Raw genomic sequence first — 25,638 nt, forward strand, 5'->3', positions numbered from 1 at the left:
GGTCCCACTATGACCATCCGTCGCCTCACTCGACACGACCTGGACGACTGCGCCCGCCTGGCCAAGGATCGCGGCTGGCTCCCCGAGCGGCACAAGTGGCGCCTGCTGTTCGAGGTCGGCGAGCCGTACGGCATCGACGCCCCCGACGGCGACGGCCTGGCCGCCACGAACATCCTGACCCGCTACGGCGACGACCACGCCGTGATCAGCATGGTCCTCACGGCGTCGAGGTTCGGGAGGCAGGGCCTGGCCCGCAGGCTCATGGAGCACGTGCTGGAACAGGCCGGGCCCCGTACGGTCTCCCTCCACGCCACGGACAACGGCCGCCCGCTCTACGAGCAGCTCGGGTTCCGCGTGGTCGGCAGGGCCGCCAAGCACACGGGCGTCTTCGCAGGCGAGCCGTCCGGCAGGACCCGCCCCGCCACGGAGGCCGACCTCGGCGAGATCCTGGATCTGGACGCCGAGCTGTTCGGCACGGACCGGTCGGCGGTGCTGCGGCGGATGTTCGGGTTCGGGGTGCAGGTGCGGATCGCGGACGGCGGCTTCGGCCACTGCTGGCGCAACGACGACAACACCGTGATCGGCCCGGTCGTGGCGCGGGACGAGGAGACGGCGCGGGCGCTGATCGGCGACCTGGCGCTGCACGCGGGTGGCGAGGTGCGGATGGACTTCGACCTGGCCATGGACGGCATGGTCAGGTGGGCGGCCGAGCACGGCATCGGCGACCCGTGGCCGGTCTCGAAGATGGTGCGCGGCGGCGACCTGCCCGGCGACCGCGCCTGCCAGTTCCTCCCGTTCATGCAGGCCCTCGGCTGACGCCCCGCCCGGTCACGGCGCGGCCCCACGGGTGACGGCGGTGGGGTGGCGAGCGGGCGGTGGGGCGGTGGGTTGACCATGGGTGCGGCGCTCTCGTAAGGTCGGCAACCCGAACAAGGTTCTGTCGAAGGGCGGGTCATGACCTCCACCCACATCGACGTCACCACCATCGACTTCGCCGCGCTCGGCACGTGGATGGACGCCCGGGGACTGCCCGGCGGCCCGATCACGGGTGAGGCGCCGGTCCTGGGCGGTACGCAGAACGTCATGGTCCGCTTCGAGCGCGGCGGCCGCCCGTACATCCTGCGCAGACCGCCCATGCACGCCCGCCGCAAGAGCAACGAGGTGCTGCGCCGCGAGGCGCGGGTGCTGGCGGCGCTGCGGGACACGCCCGTCCCCGCGCCCAGGCTGGTGGCCGCGCAGACCGCGCAGGAGCCGGTGTTCTACCTGATGGAGCCGGTCGACGGGTTCAGCCCGTCGACCGGGCTCCCGGAGCCGCACGCGTCCGACCCGGCGATCAGGCACCGCATGGGGCTGGAGGCCGCCGCCGCGCTGGCCGAGCTGGGGCGGGTCGATCCGGGGGTGCTGCCGGGGTTCGGCAGGCCGGAGGGGTTCTTGGAGCGGCAGGTGCCGCGCTGGCTCAAGGAGCTCGACTCGTACGGCGAGCTCGACGGCTATCCGGGGCCCGACATTCCGGGTCTGTCCGAGACGGCCGACTGGCTCGCGCGCCATCTCCCCCGTACGTTCACGCCGGGCATCATGCACGGCGACTATCACTTCGCGAACCTGATGTTCGCCTGCGACGGCCCCCGCGTCGCCGCGATCGTGGACTGGGAGATGTGCACGATCGGCGACCCGCTGGTCGACCTCGGCTGGCTGCTGGCCACCTGGCCGAGCAACAACGGCCACGTCCCCGGGCTGCCGGAGCCGCGCGAGCTGATCGCGTACTACGCGGCGCTGTCCGAGCGTGACCTGTCGGCCATCGACTGGTACGCGGTCATGGCCTGCTTCAAGCTCGGCATCGTCCTCGAGGGCACGCATGCGCGGGCCTTCGCAGGGAAGGCCCCCAAGGACATAGGGGACACACTCCACGCAACCACCCTGGAGCTGTTCGAACGGGCACGGGAGTTTATGGACGGGATTCTCAGCTGATTTCCGGAAAAACGATCACTTGTTCTTCCCCGAGCCGTACAATTGCGCGCAATTGCACCTGGTTATCGGGGAAGGATCGTCATGCGCATGCGGTTCCTCGGCTCTACTTCGGAGGCGGGCGCCTGCCCCACCTTGTATGAGACCGACCGCGGCACCATCGTCGTGCAGGGTCTGCAAGTCACCGACGCCGAGGCTCTCGCGGACCTCCGGGACGTGCTCGACGGCGAGGTCGCGGTCGAGGTCCCGCGCGAGCTCATCACCGAAATCGCCCGCCGGGTCCTGCCTGACGGTACGGCAACCGCTTTCCCAAGCAGTGAAGGAACACCCTCGGCAACCGGTTGATCACATTTCCCTTCGGCTCTGGCATGATCGATACGGACCGGGCTAGCCTCTTGCGGCGTGACGTCGTTTCAGCAGGCGCGCGTCGACCTGGGCAGCCAATTACGCCAGCTGCGTGAGGCCGCACATCTGTCCGGCAAGGAGCTGGCGCAGCGGCTGCGCTGGCAGCCGTCCAAGGTCTCCCGCCTGGAGAACGCCCGCCAGACCGCCACCGAGGATGACGTGGTCGTGTGGGCGCAGGCCGTGCGCGCCTCACCCGACACGACGGACGAGCTGATCCGGCAGGCCATCGCGCTGCTGGAGCGGCACGACGACTGGAAGCAGCGCCACCGCAGCGGCCTGGCCGCCATCCAGGAGGACATCCGCGACCTGGAGGCGCGAACGAAGCTGTTCAGGGTGTTCGAGCCGGGCATCATCGTGGGCCTGCTGCAGACCTCCGAATACGCCAGGCACGTGTTCCGCAAGGTCAAACGCCTCTACAGCGCCGCCGACCAGATCGACGCCGCGGTGCGGGTACGGATGCAGCGCCAGGAGATCCTATACGACCGGACGCGGACGTTCAGGTTCGTGGTGACGGAGGCGGCGCTGCGCACCGCCCTCGCGCCGCCCGAGGTGATGCGCGGCCAGCTGGACCGATTACTCGCCGTCAGTACGCTGCCGAACGTGGAGTTCGGCGTGATCCCCTTCGACTCCGAGCTGCCGTCCAGCCCGATCAACGGCTTCTGGATCTACAACGAGGCCCTGGTCTCGGTCGCCACCATGACGAAGGACCTGGTCCTTCGCGAACCGGATGACATCGCCTTCTACGTGCGGGCCTTCGACGACTACGCGAAGGTGGCGCAGCTCGAGGAAGCCGGACGGGACATCATCCTCAGAATTCTCCACGAATACCGCAAACAACCATCACATTAACCACAGCAATTGCTTGCCTCCCACCCAAGATCGTGCAATTCTGTCGCGAGACGTTGCGGAGGTGACGCATGATGCTTGATACCGCGCTCTGCCTCGAGCGGTTCGCCTGGCACGCGGGCCGTCACGCCGACCTGTCGGTCCAGAGCCTCGCCTTGTCGAGCGACCCGGCATATGTGTCGGTCCGCAACCGCTTCTCGGCCACCCTCGCGGAGACGGTGACATGCTCCGACGAGGGCGCGTACATCACCTCATGGGGCTACCGCCTCGGCACGGCGCAGGACGTCGAGTCCGCCGCCGCCCGCCTCGCCTTCCTCCTCGCCGCCCTCCCCGCCTGACCTTCACCTGCCCTCGCGCTTCTGCCACCCTGAGGTGCCTGCGAGCGGGTCAGCAGCCCGCCTTGTAGAGGATCTTCTGCACCTCCGGCTGGTCCACGTTCTGGGTGGTGACGATGGTGGCGTCCGTGGGGATCGACGGAGTGACCTGCTGCCCCTTGACGGCGGCCACGGCCTGCTCCACGCCCTTGGCGCCGATGTCGCCGGGCAATTGCGCGATGAGCGCCTGCACGACGCCGTCCTTCAGCTGCTTGACCTGGGCAGGACCAGCGTCGAACCGTTCCTAAGGACTGAGCATGCACCCCGCACAACTGGTGATGGGCACCGACGGGCAGATCGGCGCAGTGCTGGGCGTGCTCGCCAGTCACATCGCGCTCGCCGTGCAGTTCATAGGTCAGCGCTGCCCCAGCTGCGGCGAAAGACCGGCTCCAGGCTCAGGTACGGCAGCGAGGTGATCGTCGGCGCCGACAACACCGCGTCAGTGAGCTCGAACAGAAGATCGGCGATGGCCGTACTCATGTCACGACGACGTGCCGCTCCGCCACCCAATCGTGATTATCCAGGACGAGTGACTGTCCTGCGACAGCAAACCTTGGGCTTGTGTCATCGAAGCTTGAGCGACTCGGGAAGCTGGGCGTTTGGCTCCGCGATACCGCCGAGGGCACCTGCTCACCTCATCGGAGCATCAGGATCAGCCGGACTCCGCGAGCAGATGTATGACACCGGCTGGGTTCTTGATCCAGTGGGTTCTGGAATCGAGGTTCTCCAGGGGCTCGACCTCGTCACACGGATGGATACCGATGTCGGCCAGTTTGCTCGCTGCCGCGTCCAGGTCGTCGGTGTGGAGCTGCAGCCACAGGTCGGGCTGGCTGTAGTTGTCGACACAGTCGAGCCACAGCGTATTGGGTCCGAACCGCACCGAATGAGTTCTCGAGACGGTCGGAGCGTAGGAGACGTCGTCTTCTTTGACGTCGAAGCCCAGAGTGTCGCGGTAGAAGGCCACGGTGGCCTCGTACTGTGCCTTGGGGATCTTCATGGCGATGTTCAGGCCGGCCGTGAATTCAGGCTTGCTCATTGTTGCGTGACTCCTCGGTTCGTGTTGGTGGCGTCCAGTGCACCTTCCAGCGCGGCCAGCCGGTCATCCCACCTGTTGGCGAGCCTGGCCAGCCACACCTGGGCTGTGCGAATGGCGGCTGGTTCCAACCGGTAGGGATGGCGGCGGCCGGCCGGTTCGCCGGAGCTGATCAGGCCCGCTTCGGCGAGCTGGCCCAGGTGCTTGGCGATCGCCTGGCGGCTGATCGGCAACCGTCGCGCCAGATCAGTGACGGTTGCGGGCCCGGCGCGGGCGAGCTCCTCCAGCAGCGCCCGCCGCATTGGATCGGTGAGCGCCGCGAACACCGCAACGGCCTGCCCTTCCACATCAGGCGGTCGCATCGAGGTAGGTCTCCAGGTCAACGAGCTCCGAGTCCCACCCCTGACTGTTGGCCTTGTGGGCAGACTGGGCCACGTCCCCGGCGGCCTGGGCGAACCCGCTCTCCACCAGGCGCAGCCGAGTGCCGTCCGGCACCGCTTCCAGGGTGAAGTCCACAAGCGTCTGAGATGCGTCATCCTCCGGCAGGCCCTCGATTGCCCACCTGAACGCGAAACGGTGTGGTGGGTCGACCACCGCGATGGTGGCGACGGATTCCTCGTCGAGGTCGTCCCAACGGAAGAATGCACGCCCACCGGGCCGCAGATCCATCTCCGCCACCGAGCCGAACCACCGCGAGAGCCCTTCCGCGGTGGTCAGCGCTGCCCACACCCGCTCGATGGGGTGCCGCAGCACCACCACACGTTCGATCGCGTCCGAAACCATGCTCACACTCTCCTTCGCAACCTGCAGGTTGCCTATCAATGGCAACCTACAGGTTGCGATCTTCGCCTCGCAAGCCTGGCACGGAGGGCGACTTACCACGCACCCGCAAATGCGGCATCCCTCTGCGTCAAGCTCAAGGCTCGCTGTCACGGAACACGGAACAGCGACCTTAAAACGCAAGATGCGTAACGCAGCCTCACGGTCTGGAGGCGACGACGGAGTTCACGATCGGCGTCTGCAGCGTCGGGTCGAACTACTGCGGCCCCTGGACGTCCAGCGCCACACTCGGCTCCTTGGCCTTCGCGCCGCAGGCAATGGTCTCGCAGAACTCCTCTTCCGCCAGCCCCTGCACGAAAGTCACCCTGATCTGCCCGCTCCCACCGCTCTGCCCGCCGGACAGCGCGGAGACCGGCGCGGTCTGGGACGCGAGCCGCACGCCGAGCCGCACGCAGGCCTCGCGCGTGGCGCGGCGCATGGCGGCGTTGTCCAGCACGCCGAGCAGGCCGAGCAGGCCGGTCTTGAGCCGTTCCCTGCCGAGGAAGAAGTTGGCGGCGGGGCTGAGGTCGGCGCAGAGCGCGAGGTCCTGGTAGACGGTCTCGATCCCGGCGCTCCTGGCCTCCTCGACCGACCCGAACGCCACCGGCTCGCCGTCGATCTCGATCGTGCCCGAGTCCGGCCGCTCGACACCTGAGAGGATCTTCGCCAGCGTGGACTTGCCCGCGCCGTTGTCGCCGATCAGCGCGACCACCTCGCCGGGCGGCAGGGTGAAGTCCGCGCCGCGCAACGCCTCGACGTGGCCGTAGCTCTTCACGATCCCGCGGGCGGCGATCAGCGGTACGGCCATAAGAACATCAACAATGCGATTGACATCGTTGTCAAGGCGCACATTTCACGGCACCCGTGACACCGCCGCGAGATCACGGTAGGCGTCCCACAGCTCGCCCAGGAACAGCCGGCCGAACCTGCCCAGCGCAGCCGGCCCGTCCGGCCCCCAGGTGCGGAACGTCGTGAGCTGGTGCATGAAGTCCGGCAGGTGGATCCTGATGACGCCCGCGGCGACCACCTCGGCCTCCGCGTCGTCCGCCGGGGCGGTGTGCCCGCGCAGGATCCGGACGTACAGGGTGGAGGTGTCGCGCCACACGTCGGCTCCGGGGTCGTCGTGCACGTCCTTGTGCCCGGTGAGGGTGAACGCGGCGCCGCCGTCGCCGGTGAAGTGGAGCCGGTAGAGCATGCGCCGCCGCGACGGGTCCTCGCCGGGCACGAAGAGGTTGAACCACCCGGCCCGCACCGGCAGGCGGCCGCCGCCGAGCACGGGGCAGCTCACCCACCCGGCCGCGGACGCCTCGTGCCCGGCGTCCGCCGCGAACCGCTCGACGTCGTCGGCGGTGATGGTCAGGTGGACCGCCAGCCGGTGCTCGTTCGCGCGCCCCAGCCGCTCGCCCTCGTCCGGGTCGGCGGAGCCGGGCATGACGTGGCCGCGCATCTTCTCGGTGAAGCTCAGGCCCGTCGCCTCTCGCCCGGCCCCGGCCCCGGCCGCCACGAACGCCGGCGAGGTCTCCAGGACACGCTCGCAGGCCCGGTCCGAGAGCGCGGCGATGGTGAGTGCGGGATTGACGCCGACCGGGCCGGGCACGCACGCGCCGTCGAGGACGTACAGGCCCGGATGGCCGAACACCTCGCCGTACTCGTCGACGACGCCCTCGCCGGGGTGCCGTCCCATCGGGGCGCCGCCGAGCGGGTGCACCGTGATCACCTTGCGGGCCAGCCAGAGCGGGCTGTCGTGGTAGCCGGCCTCAAGGAGCCGGGCCATGTCCCGCATGACCGAGCGCATCGCCGTGAAGTACGGCATGGACGTGCTCGTCGTCCAGTCGACGTCGAGGTAGCCGCGGCGCAGGCGCATGACGCCGTCGGGAACGTCGCGGCCCATGCCGAGCAGGCCCAGCGACCCGTCCGACAGGCGCCCGTCGCCGAGGAGCGCGGCCAGTTCGGCGTTGATCCGGGTCTGCGGCGAGCGGCTCAGGACGGCCGCGAGCCTGCCCAGCGCGAACATGCCAGCCCTCCTGGCCACGCCGCGCACCCCGGCGAACTCCGCCAGCCATTCGACGAAGGGAGGGTAACCCGCGTCCTCGACCAGGAATCCCCGGCGGTTCCCAGCCCCTGTGTCGGCCGCGTCCGGCACCCGGATGGCGCTGGTGATCACCGGCCCGCGGCTGCCCTCCAGCGAGCGGTGACCGCCCGCGCCGGCCCGGGCGCGCGTGAGCATGGTGAGCAGGTCGCCGTTGCCGCTGAAGCGGGTGCCGAGCATGGGGCTCAGGCCGGGGAACTCCGACCTGCAGGTCAGCAGCAGGTACGTCGTCCCGAGCGCGCCCGCGGCCAGCACGAGCCGATCGCAGGTGATCGTGCGCTGGGGCAGCCGCCGGGTGCGGACCCGCCGCCGCTCCTCGCGCGGTTCGTGCACGACGTAGCTCACGGCGTAGCCGCCGCGCGGGGCGGGAGCCAGCCACCGCACCTCGTGCAGGGTGCGGATGTCGGCGCCGGCGTGCCGGGCCGCCGACAGGTAGGTGTGGTCGAGGGAGTTCTTCGCGCCGTCGTTGCAGCCGAGATCGCACTCGCCGCGCAGCCTGCACGTCGTACGCGGCAGGCCGTGCAGGTTGCCGTACTCCGGGTCCGGGATGGGCAGGCCGGGAACGGGACGGGCGCCGGGCGCCGGGGCGAAGGCGACGGCAAGCGGCGGCAGCTCCCACTCCAGCCCCAGCCGCGCGGCCGTCTCGCGCATGGCGAGGGCCTTGGCCGTCGTGTCGTACGGCGACACGTCCAGGGGGTAGCGCTGGGGCCGCAGCATCCGCTCCACCGCGTCGTAGTGCGGGTCGAGGTCGGCCCTGGTCACGGGCCAGTGCTCGTGGCCGCCGCCGGGCAACGGGCTCTCCCGGACGAACCACCGCTCCGGCTTGCGCAGCAGCACATTGGCGTAGATGAGCGAGCCGCCGCCGAGGCCGCTGGAGACGGCCGCCGCGAGCCCGCGGAAGCTCCACAGGTCGAACAGGCCGTACATGCCCTCGCTCGGGTCCCACAGGTTGCGTGCCATCGCGGCGGGCGCGCGCGGGAACGAGCCCGGGGGATACGGCCGGCCGCGCTCCAGCACGACCACCCGCAGCCCGGCCTCCGCGAACCGGTGGGCCGCCACGGCGCCGCCGAATCCCGAGCCCACGACGACGACGTCGGCGTGCTCGTCGGCTGGCCGTCTCGCCTGCTGAGAGCGCATATCTCCCCCTCGCCCTTCCTGACCGGAAATGTGGGGGGAGGTAGACTCAAAGAGTAACCGACCGGTGAGCTGAGCACCGGGATCAGGAGTCCAGAGCAGGGTCGCGGCGGCAGGCCCGGATCGTGGCGATATGCATGGACGACCCGTCACACGTGAACGCCTCATACCCTTCACCGCCGGCGACGGCAAGAATCTGAGCCTCGTCAACGTGCGCGGGCCGGGCCCGCCGGCCAGGGCTCCGGTCCTGCTCGTGCACGGGGCGGGCGTGCGGTCCGGGGTTTTCCGGGCGCCGGTTCCGGTGAACGTCGTGGACGCGCTCGTCGCGCGGGGCTACGACGTCTGGCTGGAGGACTGGCGGGCGAGTATCGAGGTGCCGCCGAACCCGTGGACCCTGGACCAGGCGGCGAGGTACGACCACCCCGCCGCCGTGCGCAAGGTCGTCGAGGAGACCGGGGCGGACCGCGTCAAGGCGATCATCCACTGCCAGGGCTCGACCTCGTTCATGATGTCCGCCTGCGCCGGCCTGGTGCCCCAGGTTGACACGATCATCACGAACGCGGTGTCGCTGCATCCCGTCGTCCCGCCCTGGTCGCGGGCCAAGCTCCGCTACGCCGTGCCGGTCGTCTCCAGGTTCCTGTCCTACCTCGATCCCTCCTGGGGGGACCGTCCGCCGCCGGGAGCGGCCACGATGATCACGCGGCTGGTGAAGGCTTCCCACGCCGAGTGCGGGAACACGGTGTGCAAGCTGGTCAGCTTCACGTACGGCAGCGGGTTCCCCGCGCTGTGGCGGCACGAGAACCTCGGCGGCGACACGCACGACATGTGGATCCCGCACGAGTTCGGCCCGGTGCCGCTGACCTTCTTCCGCCAGATGGACCAGTGCGTACGCCGCGGCCACCTGGTCGCGTACGAGCACCTCGAGGGCCTGCCGGACGACTACACAGCGCAGGAGCCGCGTACCGACGCCCGGGTCGTCTTCCTGGCGGGCGAGCTGAACCGCTGCTTCCTTCCGGACAGCCAGCGCCTGTCCTACGACTTCTTCTCCCGCTTCGCCCCTCGCCGCCATGCCCTGCACATCCTTCCCGGATACAGCCACCTGGACGTGTTCTTCGGCGAGCGCGCCCACCTCGACGTCTTTCCACTGATCATCGAGGAGCTGGCCGGCACCCCGGCCCGGCACAGGGAGGACCGATGACCTTCGCCGCAGGGCGCCGGCGCACGGCCGGCCGCTTCGCCAACGTGGACGGCATCCCGTTCCGCATGCCGGTGGGGACGCCGGGCAGCCCGGCGCTGCTCGCCGCCTACCCGATCGACCCGCGCGGCGCGCGTGAGGTGGTGCCGGAGGAGTTGCGCCCGCACCGGATCCGCGGCGCGGGGGTGCTGGTCATCGCGGTCGTGGACTACCAGGACACCCCGATCGGCAGCTACGTGGAGCTCTGTGCCGGCATCCTGTGCGCGCGGAGCGACCGGCCCGCGCCGCCCCTGCTGGCCGGCAAGGTCTTCGGCACCGGCGTCTACATCTGCGACATGCCGGTGAGCACCGAGATCTCGGTCAAGGGCGGCCTCGGCATCTGGGGCATGCCCAAGCGGCGCGCCTCCCTCGACTTCGTGGTGGACGAATCCACAGTCAGCAGCCAGTACGACCTCGACGGGCGGATGGTCATGCGCGTGGACGTTCCGCGCCCGGCGCGGGCGTGGCTGCCGCTGCGCTTGACCGGCACCGGCTACGCGTCCTTCCGCGGGATGCTCGTGAAGTCGTCCGTCACGCTCCGCGGCCGGATGGGCGTCACGCGGGGAGGCGGCCCGGACAGCCGGCTCCTCATCGGCGACCACGAGCGGGCGGCGTGGCTGAAGCGGCTGGACGTGGGCGACCGGCCGTTCCTGACCGCCTTCATCCCCGCCGTGCGCGGGGTTCTCGACGACCACGTGGAGAGCTGGTTCCTCACCTCGGCCGCGCCTCTCCCGCCGCCCGGGGACGGCCTGGAGTCCGTGGTCGGCCTGGGGCTCGGGCAGGATCGGCTGCCGCCTCCCGACCGCGCCGGCAGCGACCGCCTCCTGGAGCCGCGCGAGCACGTCACGCAGATGCCGTAGCCGACCACTCACCGGGAGATCCGATGAAACGCCGCCCGATCCTCCGTGCCGCCGCCCGCGTCACCGCGCCCGGGCCCGAGTCCACCCGCGCCGCCGTGCCTTACACCGGCGGCCGGGAACGGCCGGTCACCGGGGCGGGTTACCGCAGCTCGTGGTTCTGGACGGCCTACGACGCCGTGGCCGAGCTGCTCGACCGTCGTTTCGGCTGGGACCGGCTGCCCACCCCGCTCGGCCTGGCGGTCCTGGTGGGGGTCCGCAACCGGCTACGCAAACGGAACCTGTACGACACCGGCCACCTACCTGCCGCCGGCCCGCCGCCACCCGCTCCTGACCCCGCCGGCCATGACGTACGGCGGACCGCCGACGGCTCGTACAACGACGTGGACCATCCGGCCATGGGCATGGCCGGGACCCGGTTCGGGCGCAACGTCCCGCTCGACCACGCCTTCGCCGAGCCGCCCGAGCGGGTCATGACGCCGAACCCGCGCCTGGTCAGCCGGCGGCTCATGACGCGCACCCGCTTCCAGCCCGCCGGCTCACTCAACGTCCTCGCCGCGGCCTGGCTGCAGTTCATGATCAGGGACTGGTTCAGCCACGGGCGCAGCCCGTCGGAGGACCCGTGGACCATCCCGCTGGAGCCGGGCGACGACTGGCCGGAACCCCTGCTGACGATCCCGCGGGTCCCGCCCGACCCGACTCGCCCGCCCGGGTACCGGGGGCCCGCGACCTCGCTGAACACGCTCACCCACTGGTGGGACCTGTCACTCGTCTACGGCACCAGCGACGAGGAGCAGCACGCCGTCCGCACCGGAAAGGGCGGCAAGATCCGGCCGCGCCCGTCGGGGGTCCGGGCGATGGCGGGGGGCGGGGCCGACCCGGCCCGCGAACCCGGCTTCTGGCTCGGCCTGGTGATGCTGCAGGGGCTGTTCGAGCGCGAGCACAACGCCATCTGCGAGCGGCTGCACGCCGAGTATCCAGGCTGGGGCGACGACGAGCTGTTCGAGCGCGCCAGGCTGATCAACGCCGCGCTGGTCGCCAAGATCCACACCGTGGAGTGGACACCCGCGGTCATCGGCCACCCGACGGCGGTGGTCGGCCTGCGGGCCAACTGGTGGGGCCTGGCCTCCGAGCGGCTCAACAGGGCGGTGGGCAGGATCAGCGGGAGCGAGGCGATCAGCGGCATCCCGGGCTCGCCGACCGACCACTTCGGGGTGCCGTACAGCCTCACCGAGGAGTTCACGGCCGTCTACCGGATGCATCCGCTGATGCCCGACGACTACAGCCTGCGCTCACTGCGCGATGACTCCGGCATCCGGCAGAGCACGTTGCGCGAGCTGTCCGGCCCCGCCGCGCTCCAGGTCGCCGCGGCCATCCCGGCCGCCGACCTGCTGTACTCCTTCGGGACCGAGCACCCGGGCGCGATCGTCCTGCGGAACTTCCCGCGCATGCTGCAGGAGTTCGAACGCCCCGACGGCCGCCTGATGGACCTGGCGGCCACCGACCTGGTCCGCTGCCGCGAACTGGGCGTGCCCCGCTACAGCGACTTCCGCGAACTGCTCCACCTGCCGCCGCCGAGCGGGTTCGACACGCTCACGGACGATCCGGCGCTGGCGGCGGAGCTGCGGGAGGTGTACTCGGACCGGCTGGAGGACGTCGACCTGATCGTGGGCATGTTCGCCGAGAAGCGCCCGCGGGGGTTCGCCTTCAGCGACACGGCCTTCCGGGTCTTCGTCCTCATGGCCTCCAGGAGGCTCAACAGCGACAGGTTCTTCACCACCGACTACGCCGAGCGCGTCTACACCGGGGCCGGGCTGGACTGGATCGCGGACAGCAGCATGGCCTCCGTGATCCTGCGCCACCACCCGGAGCTCCGCCCGGCCCTGCACCGCGTGGACAACGCGTTCGCTCCGTGGCGCCGATCCCGCGGCGCGGCCTGACCGGCCGTCCCAGCCGCGGCCCTCGAACGCGGTGGGGCGCCGTCAAGGCGCCCCGCCCCCGGTTACGCGGCGCAGTCGTAGAGACCGTCCTGACCCTCCACGGCCTTGCAGTTCTCCTGTACGTACGTGGTCACCTCCGTGTTGCCCCTGCCCGGGCCGCCGCGGTCGCCGCCCGACATGACGTAGCGGAGCTGTCCGGAGGAGACGAGCTCCTTGAGGCGATCCACTGTCATGGCCGGGTCGCTGCCGGTGAAGCCGCCCATGGCGAGCACGGGCTTGCCCGTGGACAGGATGACCGGCGAGGCCTGCATCGAGCTGTTCACCGCGACCAGCCAGGTGGCCTTGCCCTGGTTCGCCAGCAGGTACTTCACCATGGAGTCGCTGACACCGCCGCCCATGAAGCCCGCCCGGCCGGTCCGTTCCGTCCCCGAACCCGCGTCCTGGCCGGGCGGCTGTCCCTGCCCATCAGGCTGTCCCTGCCCGCCGGGCATCTGGCCGGACGGCATCTGACCTTCGGGGAACCGGCCGCCGGGGAACTGGCCGCCGGGGAACTGGCCGCCGGGGAACTGGCCGCCGCGGCCGCCTCCGCCCATCTGGCCGAAGCCCATCCGCCCCGCGTTCGGCCCGGCGGTCGGGTTCGACCCGTTCACCTGCGACTGCAACGGCGTGACGGCGAAAGCGGCAGGACCGGCCAGCCCCGCGACCGCCGTGGCGGCCAGCGCGACGGCGGCGATCTTCACCGTGACCTGCGCCCGTACCCTGGCCAGCACCAGCACCGCGACGGCCGCCAAGGTCGCCCCGAGCACGACCCAGGCCAGCCACGGCGCCCACTCGGGCGTGCGGCGCAGCACCACGAACGACCAGGCGCCCGTCACGGCCACCGCCAGCGGCAGCGCCCAGGCCCACACCCGTGACCGCCGGTACGCCTGCCACATGGCCACGCCGCCCATCCCGCACAGCGCGGCCACGGCAGGAGCCATCGCGGTCGTGTAGTACGGGTGGAAGGTCCCGCTGGAGAAGCTGAACACCACGTAGTGGACCACCAGCCAGCCGCCCCACACCAGCCAGGCAGCCCCGGACGGGCCATCCGGCAGCCGCCGCACCCGCATGATCACGGCGAACGCCAGCGCCACCACGCAGAACGGCAGCAGCCAGGAGATCTGCCCCGCCATGATGTCGTTGAACAGCCGCCCGGCCCCGGACTCCCCGCCGAAGCCGGCGCCCCCGCCACCGCGGCCCTGCCCCTCGCCGAAGACGCGGCCCAGGCCGTTGTAGCCGATCACCAGGTCCCAGACGGAGTTGTCCGTCGAGCCGCCGACGTACGGACGGGAACCGGCGGGCATGAGGTCGACGATCACCATCCACCAGGCGCTCGACACCAGCATGACGACGCCGGCCGCGAGCAGGTGCCCCACGCGCCTGGCCCACGACAGGCGGGCGCACACCAGGTACGCCAGTGCGAAGGCCGGCACCACGAGGTACGCCTGCAGCATCTTGGTGTTGAAGGCCAGCCCCACGAAGAGCGCGCACACCAGCAACGACCGCAGCCGTCCGGTACGCAGCGACTCCAGGCAGAACCAGGCCGCCAGCACCAGCAGCAGCACGAGGATCGTGTCGGGGTTGTTGTCCCGGTTGATCGCCACGGTGATCGGGGTGAACGTCATGACCACGGCCGCGACGAGAGCGGCGATGTGGGCGTGCCGGTCGCCGGAGTAAGCCCCGGAACAGGCCCCGGAACAGGCCCCGGAATAGGCACGGCGCACGGCGGAATAGACCAGGCCGACGGCGGCCACCCCGGCCAGGGCCTGCGGGAGCAGCATGCTCCACGTGCCGTACCCGAAGATCCGCGCGGACAGTCCCATCACCCACAGCGCCAGCGGCGGCTTGTCCACGGTGATGAACGACCCGGCGTCGAGCGCGCCGAAGAAGAAGGCCTTCCAGCTCTGGGTGCCGGAGAGGATGGCGGCGGCGTAGTACTGGTTGGCGTCGCCGCTCAACCCCCACGCGTAGAGGACGAACGCGACCGCGAGCACCCCCCAGAGCGCGGGCCGTGACCAGCGGGGATCCTCCGCGGCGCCCAGGAAGAGGCGGGCGGGCAGGCCGCGGCCCGCGGGGATCCGGTGCGCGGGCGGCGCGGCGGTGGCGGTCATCGGGCAGTCCTCCTCGGGTTGAAGACCCAGACGCGCAGCAGCAGAAAGCGTACGAGCGTGGCGGCGGCGTTCGCGATGATGACCGCGACCAGCTCGACCCCGTGCGAGACCCCGGCGGGCAGGAGCGACAGGGTCCCGGAGGTGAGCACCAGCCCGACGAGGAAGGCGATCAGGCCCTCGAACTGGTGCCGCAGCGCCCCGCCCGAACCCTTGACGCCGAACGTGAAGCGGCGGTTCGCGGCGGTGTTGGCCACCGCCGTGACCAGCAGCGCGATCGCGTTGGCCACCAGCGGCGAGACGATCTGCCGCAGCAGCGAGTACAGCGCGAGGTACGCCAGCGTGCTCACCACACCGACGATCGCGAACCTGGGCAGCTGCCTGGCCATCCCCTTCGGCAGCTCGGCCTGCTCGACCCGGGCGGGCACGGGGATGCGGGCCGCCCCCCACAGCGTCCTGCGCGCCACCCTGGCCAGGCCGCGCAGGTCGTCGAGCGCGGTCTGAACGATGTCGACCCGGCTGTCCGGATCGTCCACCCAGTCCACGGGCACCTCGTGGATGCGCAGCCCGTGCCGCTCGGCGAGCAGCAGCAGCTCGGTGTCGAAGAACCACTGCTCGTCCTCCACACCGGGCAGCAGCGCCTGCGCGATCTCCGTGCGCACGGCCTTGAACCCGCACTGCGCGTCCGAGAAACCGGCGCCCATCACGGAGCGGAGCAGCAGGTTGTACGAGCGGGAGATGAACTCGCGCTTCGGCCCCCGCTCCACCCTCGACGCCCTGGCCAGGCGGGTGCCGATGGCCAGGTCGCTGTGGCCGGACAGCAGGGGCGCCACCAGCGGCAGGAACGCGTCCAGGTCCGTGGACAGGTCCACGTCCATGTAGCTGACGACGTCGGCCTCGCTCCGCGACCAGACCGTGCGCAGCGCCCGGCCGCGGCCCTTCTCGTCGAGGTGCACGGCCTGTACGTGCGCAAGCTCCCCCGCGAGCTCGGTCGCGATCTGCCAGGTGTTGTCGGTGCTGGCGTTGTCGGCGATCGTGATGCGGAAGCCGTAGGGGAAGTTCCTGGTGAGGTAGGTCTGCAGCCGGGTGATGCTCGCGCGGAGCGCCCGCTGCTCGTTGTAGACCGGGACGACCACCTCGACCAGGCGCGTCCTTACTGCTGTTGTCTCCATGCCCCCAAGCTCATGGGGCGGTCATTTAATGGGACTTATCCATTTCTGAGTTGCGCATGAGAGTTCCCGGCAGCTCCATCGTCGCGATGGCTCCGCCACCCGGCGCGTTCGCGAGACGTACCTGTCCTCCGGTCTCCGCGACGGCCTGCGCCACGATCGCCAGCCCCAGCCCGGACCCGGGCAGGCCGCGGGCGGACGGCGAGCGCCAGAAGCGCTCGAAGACGTGCGGCAGCTCCTCTTCCGGCAGCCCGGGACCGTGGTCGCGCACGGTCAGCCGGCCGCCGCGCAGCCGCACCTCGACCTGGCCGCCGGGGCTGAACTTGGCGGCGTTGTCGATGAGGTTGAGCACGGCGCGTTCGAGCGAGGCGGCGCTGCCGACGACGTACCAGGGGTCGAGCTCGGTGACCACCTCGGCGCCGCGCAGCCTGGCCCGCTCCACGGCCGCCGTCACGACCTCGTGCAAGGCCAGCTCGACGTGCGGCTCGTGCTCGGTGTCGCCGCGGGCGAGCTGGAGGAGGTCGGCGACGAGCGTGGACAACTCGGCGAACTGCGCCTTGACGTTGACCAGCAGGCGCTCCTTGGCCTTGGGGTCGAGGCTGCGGCCTGTCTGCTCGCTGCGCAGGAGGAGGTCGATGTTGGTGCGCAGGGTGGTCAGGGGTGTTCGCAGCTCGTGGCCGGCGTCGGCGACGAGCTGTTTCTGGCGTTCGCGGGATCCGGCCAGAGCTGCGGTCATGGCGTTGAAGGAGGAGGACAGGCGGGCGATCTCGTCGTTGCCCTCGACGGGAATGCGGGTGCCGAGGTCCTCGGTCTGCGCTATGTGCTCCACCGCCTTGGTGAGGCGGCCCACGGGGCGCAGGGCCGTGCGGGCGATGAGCAGCCCCGCGGTGCCCGCGCCGAGCACGCCCAGGGCCGAGACCACGCCGAGCAGCAGCGCCACGTTGCGCAGGGTGTTCTGCAGGCGGCCGATCGGCCGGGCGTCCATGACGGCCATCCCCGGGCCGACCTGGGCGGTGACGATGCGCATGGGCGAGCCGTCCTCGGCCAGGCCGTTGTGGAAGTGCGGCCTGCCGCCTTGCGACGCGACGTCAAGATCCTCCTGCGTGACCTTCAGTGCCACTCCCAAGTAGCAGGTGGGGCGGCCGTCGCTGTAGATGATCTGCGTCGCCTGGGGCGGGCCGTACGGTCCCGCGGGTTCGGGCTTGGGCCCGCAATTGTCCATGAGCCAGGGAAGGTCGCTCTTGTGTTTCAGCTCGAAGTCGATCTGGTCGTAGAGCTGCTTGCGCACGATCGTGAAGCACGCGCCCGCGCTGACCGCGATGGCCAGCGCGACGGCCACCGCGACCAGGAGGGTGAGGCGGGTGCGGAGGCTGCGCCAGATCACGGCGCGGCCCGCAGGACGTACCCCACCCCGCGCACCGTGTGGATCACGCGGGGCTCACCCCCGGCCTCGGTCTTGCGCCGCAGGTACATCACGTAGACGTCGAGCGAGTTGGACGTCGGCTCGAAGTCGAACCCCCACACCTCGCTGAGGATCTGGTCCCTGGTCAGCACCTGGCGCGGATGCGACAGGAACAGCTCCATCAGCAGGTATTCGGTCCTCGTCAGGTCGAGCCTGCGCTCGCCCCGGGTGACCTCCCTGGTCGCCAGGTCCATGCGCAGGTCGCCGTACGAGAGGGTGTCACCGCCGTCGGGGGCGGGCGCGTTCAGCGCGCCGCGCCGCAGCAGCGCGCGGACGCGGGCCAGCAGCTCGTCCAGCTCGAACGGCTTGACCAGGTAGTCGTCGGCCCCCGCGTCGAGCCCCGACACCCGGTCGCCCACGGCGTCGCGGGCCGTGAGCATGAGGACCGGGATGTGGTTGCCCGACGCCCTCAGCCGGCGGCACGCGGTCAGGCCGTCGAGCCTGGGCATCATGACGTCGAGCAGCACCGCGTCGTAGGTCTCCTGCGCCAGCGCGTCCAGTGCCGCCTGCCCGTCGTTGGCCGTGACGACCTTGTAGCCCTCGAACTCCAGGCTCGACTGCAACGCCTCGCGCAACGCGGGCTCATCGTCCACCACCAGCAACCGTGCAGGCTCACTCATGCGACAAACGCTAGAGGCTCATCATGAAAACCTGATAAACGCGCTCATCCCTGTTTCATGAGGATCACCACGCGACAGGCATGGCTTTGAGGCCGAAGATGGGGCTCTCGCTCTTGAACGGCAGCTCCTCGTCCGGCACGGTGACCCGCAGGCCGGGGATGCGCTCGAACAGCGTGCGCAGCGCGATCTCGATCTCGGCCCTGGCCAGGTTCTGGCCCAGGCACTGGTGCACACCGTAGCCGAACGCCACGTGGTGGCGGGCCCCGCGCCCGATGTCGAACTCGTCCGGCCGCTCGAACGCCCGCTCGTCCCTGTTGGCGGAGGCGCCGAGCACGAAGATGCCCTCGCCCTTCCTGACGAGCTGCCCGCCGATCTCCTGGTCCTCGGTGGCCACCCGGTCGAACGCCACCCAGTCCACCACCGACTGGTAGCGCAGCAGCTCGTCCACCGCCATGGGCCACTTGTCCGGGTTCGCGCGCAGCTCGGCGAGCTGGTCGGGATGGCGCATGAGCGTGAGCGCGGCCAGCGGGATCATGTTGGCGGTGGTCTCGTGGCCCGCGACGAGCAGCAGGAAGGTCACGCCCACGAGCTCGTCGTGGGTGAGCTGCCCGGTCTCGATCAACCGCCCGAGCAGGTCGTCCCCGGGCTGCTGCGCGACCTTGGTGACCAGGTCGTCGAGGAAGTCCCTGATCTCCATCATCGCGCTGTGGCTCGCGTCCCGGTCCTCGACGTTGGAGAGCGCCTCCTGGGTGCGCGACTGGAAGAACTCGCGATCTTCGTACGGGACCCCGAGCAGCTGGCAGATGACCAGCGACGGCAGCGCCAGCCCGAACGCCTCCACCAGCTCCGCCTCGTCGCCCTTGGCCAGCATGTCGTCGATGAGCTCGTCGGTGATGCGCTGGATGCCGGGCCGCAGCTCCTTGATGCGCCGGACGGTGAACTCGGGGATGAGCAGCCGCCGGAACCTGCTGTGCTCCGGCGGGTCGAGGTCGATGAAGTGGCCGACCGCGAACTCCCGCCTCGCGGCCTCCTCCTCCGGGGTCGGGGGCTCCGCCCTGAACGCCCGGTTGGGGTGGCCAGGGGTGGCCGGGTTGCCGCTGATGCCCGTGCCCGACAGGACCTGCCTGGCCTCGGCGAGCCTGGTGACCAGCCACACCTCGCCGCCGGGGAGCGTGGTCCTGACGAGCGGGGCCTGCTCGCGCATCCGCTCGTACTCGGCCGGGTGCGCGAACGGGCAGGTGCGCTGGACGGGGAAGGTCTGAGCCATAGTCTTGCTCCCTACAAGCCGGATCGCATTGCTTACTTACGCGAAAGTAAGTGATCGCGAGACCGGTCGTCAAGTGATGGGAGCGGCATGGCAGGGCGGCGGACGGACACCAAGGACCGGATCCAGCAGGTGGCGCTGGAGCTGTTCGCCGAGCGGGGATACGAGCAGACCACGCTGCAGGAGGTGGCGGAGCGGCTGGAGATCACCAGGCCGGCCCTCTACTACCACTTCCGCACCAAGGAGGCGATTCTGGAGAGCGTGCTCCAAGGCTTGGTCGAGTCGATCGAAGAGCTGGTGCGGTGGGGGCACGAGCAGCCCAAGACCCCCGAGTCCAGGCGCGAGATCCTGCGGCGGATCGCCGAGTTGCTCGAGGACCAGTGGCAGGCCCTGTTCAAGTTCGCCCAGGTGAATCAGGGCGTGATACAGGGGATGCCCGCCGGTGACCGGATGCAGGCCGAGATGATCAGGATGGTGTCCCTGCTGGAGGTGCCGGGCGCGAGCCCGGCACGGCAGTTCGAGGCGCGGCTGGCGGTGTTCGCGGTGATCCTCGGCAGCGTGCCGTTTCTCTTCGACATGGACGTGCCGGAGTCGGAGCGGGCGACCGTGGCCATGGAGGTGGCCCTGAAGCTGATCGCCGAGGATTAGCGCTTCAGCACCGCCATGGCGGCGTTATGCCCGGCAATTCCGCTCACGCCGCCGCCCCTGCGGGCGCTCGCGCCGCCCATCAGGATGCGCTCGTGCTCGGTCTCCACGCCCCATCTCTCGCCTTGTTCCGCATACGGCCAGCTCAGGTCGGCATGGAAAATATGGCCGCCTGGCAGCCCGGCCTCCCTTTCGAGGTCGACGGGGGTTTTGACCTCGGCGCACGGGGTGCCGTCGGGGGCCTTGAGCAGGCATTCCTCGATCGGCTCCGCCAGGACGGAGTTGATGGAGGCGAAGGTGGCCTTCAGGGCCATTTTCCTTGCTTCTTCTGGATTTTTCCGGAAAAGTCTGGCTGGCATGTGGAGGCCGAAGAGCGTCATCGTCTCGGCCCTGCCTCTGAGCTCGGGGCCGAGAATGGACGGGTCGGTCAGCGAATGGCAATAGACCTCGGCCGGGGGCAATTCCGGAATTTCCCCTCTTACCGCCTGCCGATACGCCCTGTCGAGCTGGTCTCGTCCCTCGTTGATGTGGAACGTACCGCTGAAGGCCGCCCGGGGATCCACGGACTCGTCCTTCAGCCTGGGCAGCCTCGTCAGCACCATGTTGACCTTCAGCTGCGCGCCCTCGGGCACCGTCACGGGCCGGCGCAGCACCCGGTCGAGCACGGCGGGCGGCAGGTTGACCAGCACGTGCCCGCCGTTCACGGTGTGCTCACCGCCCCCGGCCGCGAACGTGACCTCGCCGGACGGCGAGATCCCGACGATCTCGGCCCCGGTCCTGATCTCGGCGCCCGCCTGCCTGGCCGCCGCCTCCAGCGCCCCCGAGACGGCGCCCATGCCGCCGACGGGGACGTTCCACTCGCCGGTGCCGTCGCCGATCACGTGGTAGAGGAAGCACCGGTTGGCCAGCAGGTCGGTGGCGGGGTCGGCGAACGTGCCGATCAGCGCGTCGGTGAGCACGACGCCGCGCACGGTGTCGTCGCCGAACCGCTCGGCCACGGTCCGGCCGAGCGGTTGCCGGAACAGGTCACGCCACGCCTCGGGCCCCACGAGCCGCTCGACCTCGGCGGCGGTGGGGAGGGGTTCGAGCAGCGTGGGCGCCAGGGCCCGCGCCACGCGCGCGGTCATGCCGTAGAAGTCCTGCCACGCCTTGTGGTCGGCCGCGCCGCCGGTGACGCGCGCGAACGAGGCCGCCGTCGCCCGCGCGTCCTCGTTGTCGACGAGCAGCCCGGTGTCGCCCTTGGGGGTGTACGAGGCGTAGCGGCGGCGGCGCAGCTCCAGATTGAGCCCGAGGTCGCGCACGATCTTGGACGGGAGAAGGCTGACCAGGTAGGAGTAGCGCGACAGCCGTACGTCGACGCCCGGGAAGGCCCGCGCGGAGATCGCCAGGCCGCCCACGTGATCCTGACGCTCCAGGACCAGGACACTGCGCCCGGCCCCGGCCAGGTAAGCGGCCGCCACCAGCCCGTTGTGCCCGCCTCCGGCCACGATCACGTCATACGACCCCATTTACGCACAATACGACCCACCCCACACCACCCGTCAACGCCCACAATTGGACATTTCTCCCGGGCCTGCCGGCACCCTGCGCGACCTGCCCGCCACCCACGGTCGGGGCACGGGCGGGTCGCTGGCGTGCGCGAGGCCGCTCGTGTGATCCTCAAATGGACGGGCGCCCGACCAGAGCCGTAGCGTGCTGCGTTCGGAACAAATCGCGTAAAATACGCCGTTCGCCCAAAGCACGCCAGACGCCCAAAGGAGCACAAAACACACCATGCGCAGCACCCCCGACTCCGTTCTCCAGCCGTCAGACGAGGTCGCCGAGGCCCTGGCGAGTGGCGCGCCCGTCGTGGCTCTGGAGTCCACGATCATCTCCCACGGGCTGCCGCAGCCGCGCAACCTCGAGGTGGCGCGCGAGCTGGAGGGGGTCGTACGGGCCGCGGGCGCCGTGCCGGCCACGATCGCCGTGCTGGACGGCGTACCCCGCATCGGCCTGAACGAGGTGGAGCTGGAGCGCATCGCCAGCGAGTCCGGCCTGCGCAAGCTGGGACAGCGGGACCTGCCGGTGGCGGCGGCGCTCAAGGCCAGCGGCGCGACCACCGTGTCCGCCACGTCGTTCCTGGCGGCCCGCGCCGGCATCCGGGTCTTCGCCACCGGCGGGCTCGGCGGCGTGCATCGCGGGTGGACCGAGGACCAGGACGAGTCCGCCGACCTCGACACGCTGGCGCGCACCCGCATCACGGTCGTCTGCGCCGGCGTCAAGTCGATCCTCGACGTGCCCGCGACGCTCCAGCGTCTGGAGACGCGGGGCGTGACCGTGGCGGGATTCCGTACGGACACCTTCCCCGGCTTCTACCTGCACTCCTCCGGCCTGCCGATCGACTGGCGGATCGAGTCGCCCGACGAGGCGGCGGCGATCATGCGCGGCCAGGACGCGCTCGGCGGCCAGGAGACGGCGCTGATCGTCGCCAACCCGGTGCCCGCGGACCAGCAGCTCGACCCGGAGCTCCATGACCGCGTGCTGGCCGAGGCGCTGGCCGCCGCGGAGCGCGAGGGCGTCAAGGGGCAGGCGATCACGCCGTTCCTGCTCTCCTACCTGGTCGACGGCACCGCCGGCGCCTCCCTGGAGGCCAACCTGGCCGCCGTGCGCGGCAACACCGCGCTGGCCGCCCAGATCGCCCTGTCCTGGGCGCGATCGTGACGGGCGACGCCCTCCTTGTCGTCGGTGACGTGGTCACCGACGTGGTGGCGTTGCACGGCTCGCCGGTGATGTCGGGCACCGACACGTCCGCCGACATCGTCCTGCGCCCCGGCGGCTCCGGCGCGAACACCGCCGCCTGGGCCGCCCGCCTGGGCGCCGACGTGCGCCTGCTGGCCAGGCTCGGCTACGACAGCAGCGAGTGGCACACCGCCGAGCTGGCCAGGACGGGCGTGCGCACGCACATGACCGTCGACGCCGACCGCCCGACCGCGGTCGTGATCGCGATGGTGGACAAGAGCGGCGAGCGTACGATGCTCACCAACCGCGGCGCCGGCGGCCTGATCTCCGAGGCCGACTGGGACCCGTCCCTGCTCGACGGCGTCGCCCGGCTCCATCTGTCCGGCTACGTCATGTTCGCCGAGTGCGGTCTGCGGCTGGCCAGGCGGGCGATGGCCGAGGCGGCGGCCGCGGGGATCGCGATCAGCATCGACCCGGCCTCCACGGGCCCGCTGCGCGACTTCGGCGTCGAACGTTTCATCCGCGAATCCGCCCCCGCCGGCCTGATCCTGCCCAATCTCGACGAGGCACTCCTGCTGAGCGGCGCCACCACGGCGGAGCGGGCCGCCGTACTTTTGAGTGAGACGTACGGCACAGCCGTCGTGAAGCTAGGATCGCTGGGCGCGCTGGCCGCCGTGGACGGCGAAATCGTCGCGACGGCCGCAGGGGTGTCCGCCGAGGTCGTGGACTCGACTGGGGCGGGTGACGCGTTCGCCGCCGGGTTCCTCACGGGGGCCTTGCAGGGTGTCAGTGAAGAGGCGGCTTTGGAGGCAGGTTGCCGTGCCGGTGCCGAATGTGTGGCCCAGGTGGGCGGCCGACCACGGTACGGTTTGGATCTGAACCGTCTTTACCCTATTCACACTGATTGATAGCTTGCCGCGTAAGCTGCACCATTAGCCACACGCGTAACGGCCAGCACCACGCGGCCCACTGGGGAGGATAAGGTCCGCCGATGGAAGTCGAGTCATCGATCTGCCTGAGCGACCTGGTCCCTGCGCTGCGCTGGAGCCGCCCACAGCAGGTGGCTGAGGCGCTGGGTGATCCGCGCCTTCCCGCGGGGTGGTGGTCCTCCCTCGCGCTGTCGAGAGCGCTCGGCACGGCGGGGCTCGACTGGATCTGCGAACGTCTGGGGCGGCTGGCCTGCTCTCGCTGGGACCATCTGCCACTGTCCGACCTGCTGCCCGCGCTGACCGTGCACCACATCGATCCCGCACTGCCGGGCTGGCCGGAGGCCACCCGCACGGCGATCACGGGGCTCGGCGGCTGGCAGCGGCTGCGCCGCCTGTCCCCCAGCGACCTGGGTACGCCGTCGGCGACGCCTGAGGCGGTGATCGGCTCGGTCTTCCGCGAGATCCTCGGCCGCATCCCGGCCCAGCGAGAGGCCCCCGCCGGGCCGCCCGCGGCCGGGCACCCGGAGGTCACGCGGCCGCTCAGCGTCTCGTCCCGGAGCACGGGCTCCTTCCCGGCCCAGCCGGAAGGGGGGCCGCAGACCGGCTCGTTCGCCGTGCAGGACGGCCCTCCGCCCGAGGGCGCCGGCCAGCGGCAGGGCACGTTCCCGAACCAGGGCCAGGCCGCCTCCTCCCCGGACGGCGCCCAGCAACGCCAGCCGGGCTCGTTCCCGGCACCGCAGCCGGCGGGTGCCCAGACCGGGTCCTTCGCCGCCCAGCCTCCGGACGCCGCCCAACAGCGCCAGACCGGCTCCTCCCCCACGCAGCGGCCGGGGGATCGCCAGACGGGCTCCTTTCCCGCACCGCAACCGTCTGACCGCCAGAGCGAGTCCTTCCCCGCGGATGGTGGTCCGCAGCGGCAGACGGGGTCGTTCCCCGCTCAGAGCGGCTCGTTCCCGGCGCAGCCTCAGGGCGGCGGCCCGCGCCAGGGCTTCGCGGGCGAGGGCCTGCCGCAGCGCCCGGGCCCCGGCCAGTCCGAACGCCTCCCGCAACGCCCGACCGGCCCGCAGCCCGGCCGCCCGGAAACCGGCCCGATGTCCGGCGGCCCCTCAACCGGATCGATGCCCGCCGTCCCCGGCTCGGCATCCGGCGGACCCGCGACCGGGTCGATGCCCGCCATCCCGGGCACCACGTCCGGCGGCCCCTCAACCGGGTCGATGCCCGCCATCCCCGGCTCGGCATCCGGCGGACCCGCGACCGGGTCGATGCCCCCCATCCCCGGCTCCCCGTCCGGCGGGCCCTCAACCGGATCGATGCCTGCCGTCCCAGGCACGGCGGACCCCGCCAAGAGCAGCAGCGCCTCCCGTTATCCGGCGCCCGCCCCCGGCGCGGCCTCCGGCGGTCCGGCGTCCTCCGACACCGACCACGCGATGGTCCGGGTCGTGGACCAGCTGTTCCGCAGCCTGGACAAGCTGGAGCTGGCCGTGGCCGTGCACCGGCTGTTCGCCCAGGATCCGGTGAGCCTGCGCACGCTCGCCCACAAGATGCTGGTGGACAGGGATGCGCTCTCCCAGGCACAGCGCACCGCCGAGGAGCGGGTGCTGGGCTGGCTGCGTTCCTCGGAGTCCGCGCCGGTCACTGGCCACATGTTCCGCCTGACCGAGTGGATCGGCACGGCGGCCACCGAAGAGCAGCTCATCGGCGCCGACCCGGCCCACCCCGTGACGGTGCCCTCGCTGCGCACCCCGCTCTGGCGCGTGCTGGTGACCCTCATGCCCGACCGCCGCTTCCAGGACGGCTGGCTGGTCGTGGGCGACATCCATGGCCTGCAGGCACGTACGAGGCAGCTGCTGGCCGCGAGCCCGCCCGACGCGGACATGGTGGAGCTGATGGCCGAGCTGGGCATCCGCGCCCACTCCGCCAAGGCCTGGCTGGACGGCCTGCCCTCGGAGACCGCCCCCGACCCGGCCGCTTCGGCCCCGTCGCCCGCC

Annotated in this window: 24 protein-coding genes and 1 pseudogene; 12 read left to right on the forward strand and 13 right to left on the reverse strand. The window is 71.0% G+C overall.

The window, feature by feature from the left end:
- The first annotated feature begins 9 nt into the window (after window positions 1–9).
- The 5 genes from ABN273_RS41120 (at window position 10) to ABN273_RS41140 (ending at window position 3,554) form a co-directional block, all read left to right on the forward strand.
- Window positions 10–816: a GNAT family N-acetyltransferase gene (locus ABN273_RS41120; protein ID WP_349454794.1), complete on the forward strand. Its 807-nt coding sequence runs from the start codon at window positions 10–12 to the stop codon at window positions 814–816.
- Between the two features lie 138 nt (window positions 817–954).
- Window positions 955–1,968 (forward strand): phosphotransferase family protein, encoded by a 1,014-nt coding sequence (locus ABN273_RS41125; protein WP_349454795.1) that lies wholly within the window; start codon window positions 955–957, stop codon window positions 1,966–1,968.
- An 81-nt stretch (window positions 1,969–2,049) separates the two neighbouring features.
- Complete coding sequence (locus ABN273_RS41130) at window positions 2,050–2,310, forward strand: hypothetical protein (RefSeq protein WP_349454796.1); 261 nt, start codon at window positions 2,050–2,052, stop codon at window positions 2,308–2,310.
- 57 nt (window positions 2,311–2,367) lie between these two features.
- Window positions 2,368–3,219, forward strand: coding sequence for a helix-turn-helix domain-containing protein (locus tag ABN273_RS41135; RefSeq protein ID WP_349454797.1), 852 nt, complete (start codon window positions 2,368–2,370; stop codon window positions 3,217–3,219).
- A 68-nt stretch (window positions 3,220–3,287) separates the two neighbouring features.
- Complete coding sequence (locus ABN273_RS41140; protein ID WP_349454798.1) at window positions 3,288–3,554, forward strand: hypothetical protein; 267 nt, start codon at window positions 3,288–3,290, stop codon at window positions 3,552–3,554.
- A gap of 49 nt (window positions 3,555–3,603) precedes the next feature.
- Here the strand turns inward: ABN273_RS41140 and ABN273_RS41145 are convergent, their stop codons facing one another.
- The 7 genes from ABN273_RS41145 to ABN273_RS41175 all read right to left on the reverse strand — a co-directional run bounded on the left by ABN273_RS41145 (window position 3,604) and on the right by ABN273_RS41175 (window position 8,668).
- Window positions 3,604–3,783 carry a hypothetical protein gene (locus tag ABN273_RS41145; protein ID WP_349454800.1) on the reverse strand — a complete coding sequence of 60 codons (180 nt, stop codon included), beginning with the start codon at window positions 3,781–3,783 and terminating at the stop codon, window positions 3,604–3,606.
- Between the two features lie 155 nt (window positions 3,784–3,938).
- Window positions 3,939–4,070 carry a hypothetical protein gene (locus tag ABN273_RS41150; protein ID WP_349454801.1) on the reverse strand — a complete coding sequence of 44 codons (132 nt, stop codon included), beginning with the start codon at window positions 4,068–4,070 and terminating at the stop codon, window positions 3,939–3,941.
- A 172-nt stretch (window positions 4,071–4,242) separates the two neighbouring features.
- Window positions 4,243–4,626 (reverse strand): VOC family protein, encoded by a 384-nt coding sequence (locus tag ABN273_RS41155; RefSeq protein ID WP_349454802.1) that lies wholly within the window; start codon window positions 4,624–4,626, stop codon window positions 4,243–4,245.
- On the reverse strand, window positions 4,623–4,985 hold the full coding sequence (locus ABN273_RS41160) for an ArsR/SmtB family transcription factor (RefSeq protein ID WP_349454803.1): 363 nt from the start codon (window positions 4,983–4,985) through the stop codon (window positions 4,623–4,625). The genes ABN273_RS41155 and ABN273_RS41160 overlap by 4 nt, the downstream gene beginning before the upstream one ends.
- A complete protein-coding gene (locus ABN273_RS41165; RefSeq protein WP_349454804.1) occupies window positions 4,972–5,406 on the reverse strand; it encodes an SRPBCC domain-containing protein in 435 nt (144 codons plus the stop codon). The genes ABN273_RS41160 and ABN273_RS41165 overlap by 14 nt, the downstream gene beginning before the upstream one ends.
- A 253-nt stretch (window positions 5,407–5,659) precedes the next feature.
- Window positions 5,660–6,250: an ATP-binding cassette domain-containing protein gene (locus ABN273_RS41170; protein ID WP_349454805.1), complete on the reverse strand. Its 591-nt coding sequence runs from the start codon at window positions 6,248–6,250 to the stop codon at window positions 5,660–5,662.
- A gap of 45 nt (window positions 6,251–6,295) precedes the next feature.
- Window positions 6,296–8,668, reverse strand: a complete 2,373-nt coding sequence (locus ABN273_RS41175; protein ID WP_349454806.1) for a GMC oxidoreductase — start codon at window positions 8,666–8,668, stop codon at window positions 6,296–6,298.
- A 130-nt stretch (window positions 8,669–8,798) separates the two neighbouring features.
- Between ABN273_RS41175 and ABN273_RS41180 the strand changes: the two genes are divergently transcribed.
- Genes ABN273_RS41180 through ABN273_RS41190 form a run of 3 tightly spaced genes read left to right on the forward strand, consistent with a single transcriptional unit; the run spans window position 8,799 to window position 12,696 of the window.
- Window positions 8,799–9,863 (forward strand): alpha/beta hydrolase, encoded by a 1,065-nt coding sequence (locus tag ABN273_RS41180; protein WP_349454807.1) that lies wholly within the window; start codon window positions 8,799–8,801, stop codon window positions 9,861–9,863.
- Window positions 9,860–10,759: an acetoacetate decarboxylase family protein gene (locus tag ABN273_RS41185; protein ID WP_349454808.1), complete on the forward strand. Its 900-nt coding sequence runs from the start codon at window positions 9,860–9,862 to the stop codon at window positions 10,757–10,759. The genes ABN273_RS41180 and ABN273_RS41185 overlap by 4 nt, the downstream gene beginning before the upstream one ends.
- Before the next feature lie 23 nt (window positions 10,760–10,782).
- Window positions 10,783–12,696, forward strand: coding sequence for a peroxidase family protein (locus tag ABN273_RS41190; protein ID WP_349454810.1), 1,914 nt, complete (start codon window positions 10,783–10,785; stop codon window positions 12,694–12,696).
- A 62-nt stretch (window positions 12,697–12,758) separates the two neighbouring features.
- Here the strand turns inward: ABN273_RS41190 and ABN273_RS41195 are convergent, their stop codons facing one another.
- The 5 genes from ABN273_RS41195 to ABN273_RS41215 all read right to left on the reverse strand — a co-directional run bounded on the left by ABN273_RS41195 (window position 12,759) and on the right by ABN273_RS41215 (window position 19,361).
- Window positions 12,759–14,846: an ArnT family glycosyltransferase gene (locus ABN273_RS41195; RefSeq protein ID WP_349454811.1), complete on the reverse strand. Its 2,088-nt coding sequence runs from the start codon at window positions 14,844–14,846 to the stop codon at window positions 12,759–12,761.
- Window positions 14,843–16,015: a bifunctional glycosyltransferase family 2/GtrA family protein gene (locus tag ABN273_RS41200; RefSeq protein WP_349454812.1), complete on the reverse strand. Its 1,173-nt coding sequence runs from the start codon at window positions 16,013–16,015 to the stop codon at window positions 14,843–14,845. The genes ABN273_RS41195 and ABN273_RS41200 overlap by 4 nt, the downstream gene beginning before the upstream one ends.
- A 25-nt stretch (window positions 16,016–16,040) precedes the next feature.
- The gene (locus tag ABN273_RS41205) at window positions 16,041–17,396 is read right to left on the reverse strand and encodes a sensor histidine kinase (RefSeq protein ID WP_349454813.1); all 1,356 of its coding nucleotides are present in this window, start codon (window positions 17,394–17,396) and stop codon (window positions 16,041–16,043) included.
- Entirely contained in the window at window positions 17,393–18,094 is a 702-nt protein-coding gene (locus ABN273_RS41210) for a response regulator transcription factor (protein ID WP_349454815.1), read from the reverse strand. Before ABN273_RS41210 ends, ABN273_RS41205 begins: the two co-directional genes overlap by 4 nt.
- A 64-nt stretch (window positions 18,095–18,158) precedes the next feature.
- The gene (locus tag ABN273_RS41215; protein ID WP_349454816.1) at window positions 18,159–19,361 is read right to left on the reverse strand and encodes a cytochrome P450; all 1,203 of its coding nucleotides are present in this window, start codon (window positions 19,359–19,361) and stop codon (window positions 18,159–18,161) included.
- A gap of 87 nt (window positions 19,362–19,448) precedes the next feature.
- On the opposite strand from ABN273_RS41215, the gene ABN273_RS41220 reads away from it, so the two are divergent.
- Window positions 19,449–20,006, forward strand: coding sequence for a TetR/AcrR family transcriptional regulator (locus tag ABN273_RS41220; protein WP_349454818.1), 558 nt, complete (start codon window positions 19,449–19,451; stop codon window positions 20,004–20,006).
- Here the strand turns inward: ABN273_RS41220 and ABN273_RS41225 are convergent.
- Entirely contained in the window at window positions 20,003–21,511 is a 1,509-nt protein-coding gene (locus ABN273_RS41225; RefSeq protein WP_349454820.1) for a phytoene desaturase family protein, read from the reverse strand. The genes ABN273_RS41220 and ABN273_RS41225 overlap by 4 nt on opposite strands.
- Window positions 21,512–21,776: 265 nt before the next feature.
- Here ABN273_RS41225 and ABN273_RS41230 point away from each other — a divergent pair, with 265 nt between their 5' ends.
- From ABN273_RS41230 to ABN273_RS41240, 3 genes and pseudogenes are all read left to right on the forward strand, one after another.
- The gene (locus ABN273_RS41230; protein ID WP_349454822.1) at window positions 21,777–22,703 is read left to right on the forward strand and encodes a pseudouridine-5'-phosphate glycosidase; all 927 of its coding nucleotides are present in this window, start codon (window positions 21,777–21,779) and stop codon (window positions 22,701–22,703) included.
- On the forward strand, window positions 22,700–23,629 hold the full coding sequence (locus tag ABN273_RS41235; RefSeq protein ID WP_349454824.1) for a carbohydrate kinase family protein: 930 nt from the start codon (window positions 22,700–22,702) through the stop codon (window positions 23,627–23,629). The genes ABN273_RS41230 and ABN273_RS41235 overlap by 4 nt, the downstream gene beginning before the upstream one ends.
- 83 nt (window positions 23,630–23,712) lie before the next feature.
- A pseudogene (locus tag ABN273_RS41240) lies at window positions 23,713–25,638 on the forward strand (hypothetical protein); the annotation flags it as partial.

Origin of the sequence: Nonomuraea sp. B19D2 (assembly GCF_040137845.1) — a bacterium.
Lineage (GTDB): Bacteria > Actinomycetota > Actinomycetes > Streptosporangiales > Streptosporangiaceae > Nonomuraea.

What these genes read in the sequence shown, in the direction of transcription:
- ABN273_RS41120 (WP_349454794.1), top strand. Translation starts at nt 10, where the DNA reads ATGACCATCCGTCGCCTCACTCGACACGACCTGGACGACTGCGCCCGC.
- ABN273_RS41125 (WP_349454795.1), top strand. Translation starts at nt 955, where the DNA reads ATGACCTCCACCCACATCGACGTCACCACCATCGACTTCGCCGCGCTC.
- ABN273_RS41130 (WP_349454796.1), top strand. Translation starts at nt 2,050, where the DNA reads ATGCGCATGCGGTTCCTCGGCTCTACTTCGGAGGCGGGCGCCTGCCCC.
- ABN273_RS41140 (WP_349454798.1), top strand. Translation starts at nt 3,288, where the DNA reads ATGATGCTTGATACCGCGCTCTGCCTCGAGCGGTTCGCCTGGCACGCG.
- ABN273_RS41150 (WP_349454801.1), bottom strand. Translation starts at nt 4,070, where the DNA reads ATGAGTACGGCCATCGCCGATCTTCTGTTCGAGCTCACTGACGCGGTG.
- ABN273_RS41155 (WP_349454802.1), bottom strand. Translation starts at nt 4,626, where the DNA reads ATGAGCAAGCCTGAATTCACGGCCGGCCTGAACATCGCCATGAAGATC.
- ABN273_RS41160 (WP_349454803.1), bottom strand. Translation starts at nt 4,985, where the DNA reads ATGCGACCGCCTGATGTGGAAGGGCAGGCCGTTGCGGTGTTCGCGGCG.
- ABN273_RS41165 (WP_349454804.1), bottom strand. Translation starts at nt 5,406, where the DNA reads ATGGTTTCGGACGCGATCGAACGTGTGGTGGTGCTGCGGCACCCCATC.
- ABN273_RS41170 (WP_349454805.1), bottom strand. Translation starts at nt 6,250, where the DNA reads ATGGCCGTACCGCTGATCGCCGCCCGCGGGATCGTGAAGAGCTACGGC.
- ABN273_RS41175 (WP_349454806.1), bottom strand. Translation starts at nt 8,668, where the DNA reads ATGCGCTCTCAGCAGGCGAGACGGCCAGCCGACGAGCACGCCGACGTC.
- ABN273_RS41180 (WP_349454807.1), top strand. Translation starts at nt 8,799, where the DNA reads ATGCATGGACGACCCGTCACACGTGAACGCCTCATACCCTTCACCGCC.
- ABN273_RS41185 (WP_349454808.1), top strand. Translation starts at nt 9,860, where the DNA reads ATGACCTTCGCCGCAGGGCGCCGGCGCACGGCCGGCCGCTTCGCCAAC.
- ABN273_RS41190 (WP_349454810.1), top strand. Translation starts at nt 10,783, where the DNA reads ATGAAACGCCGCCCGATCCTCCGTGCCGCCGCCCGCGTCACCGCGCCC.
- ABN273_RS41195 (WP_349454811.1), bottom strand. Translation starts at nt 14,846, where the DNA reads ATGACCGCCACCGCCGCGCCGCCCGCGCACCGGATCCCCGCGGGCCGC.
- ABN273_RS41200 (WP_349454812.1), bottom strand. Translation starts at nt 16,015, where the DNA reads ATGGAGACAACAGCAGTAAGGACGCGCCTGGTCGAGGTGGTCGTCCCG.
- ABN273_RS41210 (WP_349454815.1), bottom strand. Translation starts at nt 18,094, where the DNA reads ATGAGTGAGCCTGCACGGTTGCTGGTGGTGGACGATGAGCCCGCGTTG.
- ABN273_RS41215 (WP_349454816.1), bottom strand. Translation starts at nt 19,361, where the DNA reads ATGGCTCAGACCTTCCCCGTCCAGCGCACCTGCCCGTTCGCGCACCCG.
- ABN273_RS41220 (WP_349454818.1), top strand. Translation starts at nt 19,449, where the DNA reads ATGGCAGGGCGGCGGACGGACACCAAGGACCGGATCCAGCAGGTGGCG.
- ABN273_RS41225 (WP_349454820.1), bottom strand. Translation starts at nt 21,511, where the DNA reads ATGGGGTCGTATGACGTGATCGTGGCCGGAGGCGGGCACAACGGGCTG.
- ABN273_RS41230 (WP_349454822.1), top strand. Translation starts at nt 21,777, where the DNA reads ATGCGCAGCACCCCCGACTCCGTTCTCCAGCCGTCAGACGAGGTCGCC.